Consider the following 8,430-nt stretch of genomic DNA (forward strand, 5'->3'; position numbering starts at 1 on the left):
GACGACATGGCTAATTTCTTTATTCAAAGGCCGGTTTTCGCCTGGGTACTTGCCATCATTTTGATGATTGCAGGCGGGCTGGCCATTCTCAAACTGCCCGTCGCCCAGTATCCGACGATTGCTCCGCCAGCCGTGGCGATTTCTGCGACCTACCCCGGCGCTGATGCCCAGACGGTGCAGGATACCGTGACCCAGGTTATCGAACAGAACATGAACGGTATCGATAACCTGATGTATATGTCCTCCACCAGCGATTCAGCGGGCAACGTTACCATTACTCTGACCTTCGAATCCGGCACCGATCCGGACATCGCGCAAGTGCAGGTGCAGAACAAGCTGCAGCTCGCCATGCCGCTGCTGCCGCAAGAGGTCCAGCAGCAGGGGATTGGCGTGAAGAAGTCCAGCAGCAGCTTCCTGCTGGTCGCCGGTTTTGTGTCGGACAACAAAAACCTCACTCAGGATGATATCTCCGACTATGTCGCCTCGAACGTCAAAGATGCCATTAGCCGAACGGCGGGCGTGGGTGACGTGCAGCTGTTTGGCGCCCAGTATGCGATGCGCATCTGGCTCGACAGCAACGCGATGAATAAATACCAGCTGACGCCGCTGGATATTATCAACCAGCTGAAAACGCAGAACGACCAGATAGCGGCAGGTCAGTTGGGCGGTACGCCATCGGTTCCTGGACAGCAGTTGAATGCCTCCATCATCGCGCAAACTCGCCTGAAATCACCGGAAGAGTTTGGCCGCGTGACGCTCAAGGTGAACCAGGACGGCTCGATGGTTCACCTGAAGGATGTCGCTCGCATTGAGCTCGGCGGCGAAAACTACAATATGGTGACCAAAATCAACGGGCAGGCAGCCACCGGCCTTGGGATTAAGCTGGCAACCGGGGCAAACGCGCTGGATACCGCGGCAGCCATCAAGAGCAAACTGGCGCAACTGCAACAGTTCTTCCCGCAGGGGTTGAAGGTCGTCTATCCCTATGACACCACACCTTTTGTGAAAATTTCTATTCATGAAGTGGTGAAGACCCTGTTTGAAGCGATCATTCTGGTCTTCCTGGTCATGTATCTGTTCCTGCAAAACCTGCGGGCAACGCTCATCCCGACTATCGCGGTTCCGGTTGTTTTGCTGGGTACCTTCGCAGTTCTGGCGGCGTTCGGTTTTTCCATCAACACCCTGACAATGTTCGGCATGGTGCTGGCGATAGGTCTGCTGGTTGATGACGCCATCGTGGTGGTCGAGAACGTCGAGCGCGTCATGGTCGAGGACCAGCTGCCGCCAAAAGAGGCCACGCAGAAGTCGATGGAGCAGATCCAGGGCGCGCTGGTGGGGATCGCCATGGTGCTCTCGGCGGTCTTTATCCCGATGGCCTTTTTTGGCGGCTCGACGGGCGCCATCTATCGCCAGTTCTCGCTGACTATCGTTTCCGCCATGGCGCTCTCCGTGCTGGTTGCGCTGATCCTGACGCCCGCACTCTGCGCAACGCTGCTTAAGCCCGTTTCTGGCGATCATCATGAGAAGAAAGGGGGGTTCTTTGGCTGGTTTAATGCGCTTTTTGATAAGAGCGTGGAGCACTACAGCAACAGCGTAAGCGGTATTTTGCGTAAGACCGGCCGCTATCTGGTGGTGTACATCATTATTGTCGGTGGGATGGCGGTGCTGTTCCTGCGCTTACCTACCTCCTTCCTGCCTGAAGAGGATCAGGGGGTATTTATGACGATGGTTCAACTCCCGGCGGGTGCGACCCAGACGCGTACTCAGCAGGTTCTCGATCAGGTTCAGGACTACTATCTGAATAAAGAAAAGGCGAATGTTGAATCCGTCTTTACCGTTAACGGCTTTAGCTTTAGCGGCCAGGGCCAAAACGCCGGTATCGCCTTCGTGAGCCTGAAGCCCTGGGAGGAACGTCCGGGCGAGAAAAATAGCGTTGAGGCAATAGTAGGACGTGCAACAAAAGCGTTCAGCCAGATTAAAGACGGCCTTGTATTTCCGTTTAACCTGCCTGCCATTATCGAACTGGGAACCGCAACGGGCTTCGACTTTGAACTTATCGATCAGGCAAACCTGGGGCATACCCAGCTGACGCAGGCACGTAATCAGCTGCTCGGCATGGTGAAAGAGCACCCTGACCTGCTGGTTCGCGTGCGTCCTAACGGCCTGGAGGATACACCGCAGTTCAAACTGGATGTCGATCAGGAGAAAGCGCAGGCGCTGGGTATTAGCATTTCTGACGTCAACCAGACGATATCGACGGCATTGGGTGGTACCTATGTGAATGACTTTATCGATCATGGCCGCGTGAAAAAAGTTTACGTCCAGGCGGATGCGAAATTCCGAATGTTGCCGGGGGACATCAACAATCTCTACGTGCGCAGCGCGAATGGGGAAATGGTGCCGTTCTCATCCTTTAGCAGCGCTCACTGGGTTTACGGTTCTCCTCGTCTGGAACGCTATAACGGCATGCCGTCCATGGAGATCCTCGGTGAGTCAGCCCCAGGGAAAAGTACCGGTGAGGCCATGGTGATGATGGAAAGCCTGGCGGCAAAACTGCCTTCCGGCATCGGCTATGACTGGACGGGAATGTCTTATCAGGAACGCCTTTCCGGTAACCAGGCGCCTGCACTGTACGCCATTTCACTGATCGTGGTGTTCCTGTGCCTGGCTGCACTGTATGAAAGCTGGTCCATACCCTTCTCTGTCATGCTGGTTGTGCCGTTAGGCGTCATCGGGGCTCTTTTCGCAGCGTCGCTGCGCGGGTTAAACAATGACGTATATTTCCAGGTCGGCCTGCTGACAACGATTGGGTTATCGGCGAAAAACGCCATCCTGATCGTCGAATTTGCTAAGGACCTGATGGATAAAGAAGGTAAAGGTATCATTGAGGCCACGCTGGAAGCCTCAAGAATGCGCCTTCGCCCGATCCTGATGACCTCCCTGGCCTTCATTCTTGGCGTCATGCCGCTGGTAATTAGCACCGGAGCCGGGAGCGGCGCGCAAAACGCCGTCGGTACGGGTGTGATGGGAGGCATGCTTTCCGCAACGCTTCTGGCTATTTTCTTTGTACCCGTTTTCTTTGTGGTTGTCCGGAGACGGTTTACCAACCATAAGGATTAACATATCCCTGAAGGCACCGTTTGGTGCCTTTTTTATTTTAATATAAACAATGGATTAGTCATTATTGAATCGCATATAAAAAATTCATGAGTTTGCATTAAGTAAAAGCACCCTCTTGCGACTCCATAATTTCTCCATGAATTTATCCAGAAAACGCTTTTTCTCCATGATTTTTACAAACTACATAATTTGAGATTATTCCACGTGTAACGGGAACTTACCCTGGTGGTAAAATAATCTCCAGTTCGTTAATAGCCCTCCTGGTTTTGTAGCGAATAAGAAATAATACTGAGGTAACATCATGAAAAGATTCATTTCCGTTGCACTTCTCGCTGCGCTGCTTGCTGGTTGCGCGCACGACTCTCCTTGTGTACCGGTTTACGATGATCAGGGCCGACTGGTTCATACCAATACCTGTATGAAAGGCACCACCCAGGACAACTGGGAAACAGCGGGTGCCATCGCCGGCGGCGCTGCCGCTGTGGCGGGTTTAACGTTAGGTATCGTTGCCCTGACGAAGTAACATCTGTTCAGAAAGCGCGGCTCCGGCCGCGCTTTTGCTTTTAATGAGTGCATCATTTTCTAATAAATAAAAAAGTTCCGCATTTATTCTTATATTTCATTTCAACCAACCGCTATCAACACCTTTTTCTTATCTCTGATGATTTTCATACATTAATACTATTGAATACTCTGCCAATATTCACCTCAGAAACTATCTCTCCTTTTTATTTCATCCCGGTTAAAACTTTTGCTCCAATTTGTGGCACAGGTTGTAATTTCGCACTGTTTCGGGGCGCTCATTTTATTTAAGCCTGTCTACACTCTGCATTAAGCGTTCAGTTTTCTCTTATCTCGCTGAACTCAAAACTGGCATTACGTTTGCTTTATAAACGTTGGCCAAAGCCACAGACAGGTAAAGCGTTTAAAAACGCCTCTATAACGATAAATTTCGCCACACAGGATGCATTATGAAAAAGACGATGATAGCCAGCCTGGCCGCTGCCGGCATGATGTTTGCCGTAGCCGGTCAAGCCCATGCGGGAACGACACTGGATGCCGTTAAAAAGAAAGGTTTTGTTCAATGCGGTATCAGTGACGGTTTGCCTGGCTTCTCTTATGCCGATGCGAACGGCAAATTTACCGGTATTGATGTGGATGTCTGCCGTGGCGTCGCAGCAGCGGTTTTTGGTGATGACAGCAAAGTAAAATACACCCCGCTGACGGCGAAAGAGCGCTTTACGGCGCTGCAGTCCGGCGAGGTTGACATGCTTTCCCGTAATACCACCTGGACCTCCTCTCGCGACGCGGGTATGGGGATGTCATTTACGGGCGTGACCTATTATGACGGCATCGGCTTCCTGACCCACAATAAAGCGGGCCTGAAAAGCGCCAAAGAGCTGGATGGTGCGACCGTGTGTATCCAGGCGGGTACCGATACCGAGCTGAACGTCGCGGATTATTTCAAAGCAAATAAGATGAAATACACCCCTGTGACTTTCGACCGCTCGGATGAATCAGCCAAAGCGCTGGAATCCGGTCGCTGCGACACTCTGGCCTCTGACCAGTCACAGCTGTATGCCTTACGCATTAAGCTGAGCAATCCGGCGGAATGGATTGTCCTGCCTGAAGTGATCTCCAAAGAACCTCTCGGACCGGTTGTGCGTCGTGGCGATGAAGACTGGTTCTCTATCGTTCGCTGGACGCTGTTTGCCATGCTGAATGCAGAAGAGATGGGCATCAACTCGAAAAACGTTGATGAGAAAGCGGCGAATCCTTCCACCCCGGATATGGCGCACCTGCTCGGTAAAGAAGGTGATTTCGGCAAGGATCTGAAGCTGGATAACAAGTGGGCTTACAACATCATCAAACAGGTGGGTAACTACGCTGAGATCTTCGAGCGTAACGTGGGATCGGAAAGCCCGCTGAAGATCAAACGCGGCCAGAACAATCTCTGGAATAACGGCGGTATTCAGTACGCGCCACCAGTACGTTAAGTCATAGCTGTAACGGGCACTGCTCGGGCAGTGCCCACTCCAGAGTCATGGTTACTGAGGTTTCTTTATGTCCCATCGCCGCTCAGCCGTAAAAGGATCGCTATCCTTTTCTCATCCCGCGGTCCGCGCCTGGCTATTCCAGATTATTGCTATTGTTGCGGTTGTTCTTATCGCCGTGTATCTCATCCATAACACCATCACTAACCTGAATAATCGCGGTATCACCTCCGGTTTTGCGTTTCTGGATCGCAGCGCGGGCTTTGGGATTGTTCAGCACCTTATCGACTATCAGGAGGGTGACACGTACGGACGCGTGTTTGTGGTCGGTTTACTGAATACGCTGTTGGTATCGGCACTTTGTATTGTCTTCGCGTCCATCCTGGGCTTCTTTATTGGGCTGGCGCGTCTTTCTGAAAACTGGCTGCTGCGAAAGCTTTCCACCATCTATATTGAGACGTTTCGCAACATCCCGCCGCTGCTGCAGATCTTCTTCTGGTATTTCGCGGTGCTGCGTAATCTTCCCGGTCCCCGCCAGGCCGTCGATGCGTTTGAGCTGTTTTTCCTGAGTAATCGTGGGTTATACATTCCCTCTCCGCAGGTGGCCGAAGGGATTTACGCCTTTATCGTCGCCATTATTGTTGCGCTCGCGATTTCCGTCGGCCTGTTCCGCTATAACCGTAAGCATCAGATTAAAACCGGACAGCTTCGTAAAACATGGCCAGTTGCCGCTGCGCTGATTGTTGGCTTACCGCTAGTTGCTCACTGGCTTTTTGGTGCAGCCTTGCACTGGGATATTCCTCACCTACGCGGGTTCAACTTCCAGGGTGGTATGGTGTTAATTCCTGAACTGGCAGCACTCACGCTGGCGCTTTCAATTTATACCTCCTCGTTTATTGCGGAAATCATCCGCTCCGGGATCCAGGCCGTGCCTCACGGGCAGCACGAGGCGGCACGTTCACTCGGTTTGCCGAATACCGTGACGCTTCGCCAGGTCATTATTCCGCAGGCTTTACGGGTGATCATTCCGCCCCTGACCAGCCAGTATCTCAACATTGTCAAAAACTCATCGCTGGCAGCTGCCATTGGTTATCCGGATATGGTGTCTCTCTTCGCCGGAACCGTGCTTAACCAGACCGGACAGGCCATAGAAACCATTGCCATCACCATGTCCGTCTATCTAATCATCAGTCTGGCTATTTCGTTGCTGATGAACCTTTATAACCGTCGTATAGCACTGGTCGAGCGCTAAGGATCTATGATGACAAAAGCGATACTGTCGCACTCCTCGCGCCCTGCCAGCTCGACGGGTGGACGTTTTATTCTCTGGGCACGCAAGAATCTCTTCTCCAGCTGGAGTAATAGCCTGCTGACGATTGTCTGCCTGTGGCTCATGTGGGAATTGCTCCCTCCGCTGCTGAACTGGGCGGTTATACAGGCCAACTGGGTCGGTTCAACCCGAGCAGATTGCACAAAAGCCGGCGCTTGCTGGGTGTTTATTCATGAGCGCTTCGGTCAGTTCATGTATGGATTGTATCCGCATGAACAGCGCTGGCGGATTAATCTGGCGCTGGTTATCGGCCTGCTCTCTGTTGCAGTCATGTTCTGGAAAAAGCTGCCTCACCGTGGACGCTATATTGCCGTTTGGGCGGTGGTTTATCCGATTATTGTCTGGGTGCTGCTGTATGGCGGTTTTCTCGGGCTGGAACGCGTTGAAACACGCCAGTGGGGTGGGCTGACGCTGACGTTGATTATCGCTTCAGTAGGGATCGCCGGCGCGCTACCGTTGGGCATTTTACTCGCCCTGGGTCGCCGTTCAAAAATGCCGGTCGTACGCGTGCTCTCCGTTATCTTTATTGAGTTCTGGCGCGGCGTACCGCTTATCACCGTACTGTTTATGTCGTCGGTCATGCTGCCGCTGTTTATGGCAGAAGGTACAACGATCGACAAACTGATCCGTGCTCTGGTCGGGGTAATTCTCTTCCAGTCCGCCTATGTTGCTGAAGTGGTACGCGGTGGTCTGCAGGCGTTGCCTAAAGGCCAGTACGAAGCGGCAGAATCACTGGCGCTCGGCTACTGGAAAACGCAGGGGCTGGTGATCCTTCCGCAAGCGCTCAAGCTGGTTATCCCTGGGCTGGTCAATACGATCATTGCTCTCTTTAAAGATACCAGCCTGGTGATCATCATCGGATTGTTCGATCTCTTTAGCAGCGTGCAGCAGGCAACCGTTGACCCTGTCTGGCTGGGCATGTCCACCGAAGGATATGTCTTTGCTGCCCTGATCTACTGGATCTTTTGTTTTAGCATGTCGCGCTACAGCCAGCATCTGGAAAAGCGCTTTAACACCGGGCGTACACCGCACTGAGGAAATTATGAGCCAAATAACTATGACACCCGCCGACGCGATGATTACGCTGGAAAACGTGAACAAATGGTACGGACAGTTTCATGTCCTGAAGGATATTAATCTTAAGGTCAAGCAGGGAGAGCGCATCGTCCTGTGTGGCCCTTCTGGATCCGGGAAATCCACAACTATTCGCTGCATTAACCATCTTGAAGAGCATCAACAAGGGCGCATTGTGGTTGATGGTATTGAACTGAATGAAGATATCCGCAATATCGAACGCGTGCGTCAGGAAGTGGGAATGGTATTTCAGCACTTTAATCTGTTTCCACACCTGACCGTTCTGCAGAACTGTACGCTTGCGCCGATTTGGGTCCGAAAGATGCCGAAACAGGAAGCGGAGGCGCTGGCGATGCACTACCTTGAACGCGTACGTATCGCGGAGCATGCCAATAAGTTTCCAGGTCAGATCTCGGGCGGGCAACAGCAGCGCGTGGCTATCGCCCGTTCGCTGTGCATGAAACCCAAAATCATGCTGTTTGACGAACCGACATCTGCGCTGGATCCCGAAATGGTGAAAGAAGTACTGGATACCATGATTGGGCTGGCACAATCCGGCATGACCATGCTGTGCGTCACGCATGAGATGGGATTCGCGAGAACCGTGGCCGACCGGGTGATCTTCATGGACCGCGGCGAGATTGTTGAGCAGGCACCGCCGGGTGAGTTCTTTGCGCATCCGAAGTCAGAACGTACGCGAGCATTTTTATCGCAGGTAATACATTAGTCGTTTGCTCTGCCGGGTGGCGGCTTCGCCTTACCCGGCCTACGGTTTTTCCGGCGCATAAACGCAAAAAGGCCATCCTTGCGGATGGCCTTTTCACTTATTTGATGTCTGGCAGTTCCCTACTCTCACATGGGGAGACCCCACACTACCATCGGCGCTACGGCGTTTCACTTCTGAGTTCGGCA

At 52.4% G+C, this 8,430-nt stretch carries 6 protein-coding genes; all 6 read left to right on the top strand.

The window, feature by feature from the left end; genetic code table 11:
- Positions 1-6: 6 nt before the first annotated feature.
- The 6 genes from IM291_RS19880 (at position 7) to IM291_RS19905 (ending at position 8,245) form a co-directional block, all read left to right on the top strand.
- Positions 7-3,120, top strand: coding sequence for an efflux RND transporter permease subunit (locus IM291_RS19880; protein WP_192987549.1), 3,114 nt, complete (start codon positions 7-9; stop codon positions 3,118-3,120).
- A gap of 301 nt (positions 3,121-3,421) precedes the next feature.
- Complete coding sequence (locus IM291_RS19885) at positions 3,422-3,643, top strand: lipoprotein (RefSeq protein WP_008502867.1); 222 nt, start codon at positions 3,422-3,424, stop codon at positions 3,641-3,643.
- Positions 3,644-4,091: 448 nt separating this feature from the next.
- The gene (locus IM291_RS19890) at positions 4,092-5,117 is read left to right on the top strand and encodes an amino acid ABC transporter substrate-binding protein (RefSeq protein WP_045260443.1); all 1,026 of its coding nucleotides are present in this window, start codon (positions 4,092-4,094) and stop codon (positions 5,115-5,117) included.
- A gap of 67 nt (positions 5,118-5,184) precedes the next feature.
- Positions 5,185-6,366, top strand: a complete 1,182-nt coding sequence (locus IM291_RS19895; RefSeq protein WP_028014620.1) for an amino acid ABC transporter permease — start codon at positions 5,185-5,187, stop codon at positions 6,364-6,366.
- A 9-nt stretch (positions 6,367-6,375) separates the two neighbouring features.
- Positions 6,376-7,479 carry an amino acid ABC transporter permease gene (locus IM291_RS19900; RefSeq protein ID WP_028014621.1) on the top strand — a complete coding sequence of 368 codons (1,104 nt, stop codon included), beginning with the start codon at positions 6,376-6,378 and terminating at the stop codon, positions 7,477-7,479.
- Between the two features lie 7 nt (positions 7,480-7,486).
- Positions 7,487-8,245, top strand: a complete 759-nt coding sequence (locus IM291_RS19905) for an amino acid ABC transporter ATP-binding protein (RefSeq protein ID WP_028014622.1) — start codon at positions 7,487-7,489, stop codon at positions 8,243-8,245.
- Positions 8,246-8,430: the final 185 nt, after the last annotated feature.

The sequence above is a fragment of the Enterobacter cloacae complex sp. P27C genome, assembly GCF_014895705.1.
GTDB lineage: Bacteria > Pseudomonadota > Gammaproteobacteria > Enterobacterales > Enterobacteriaceae > Enterobacter > Enterobacter bugandensis.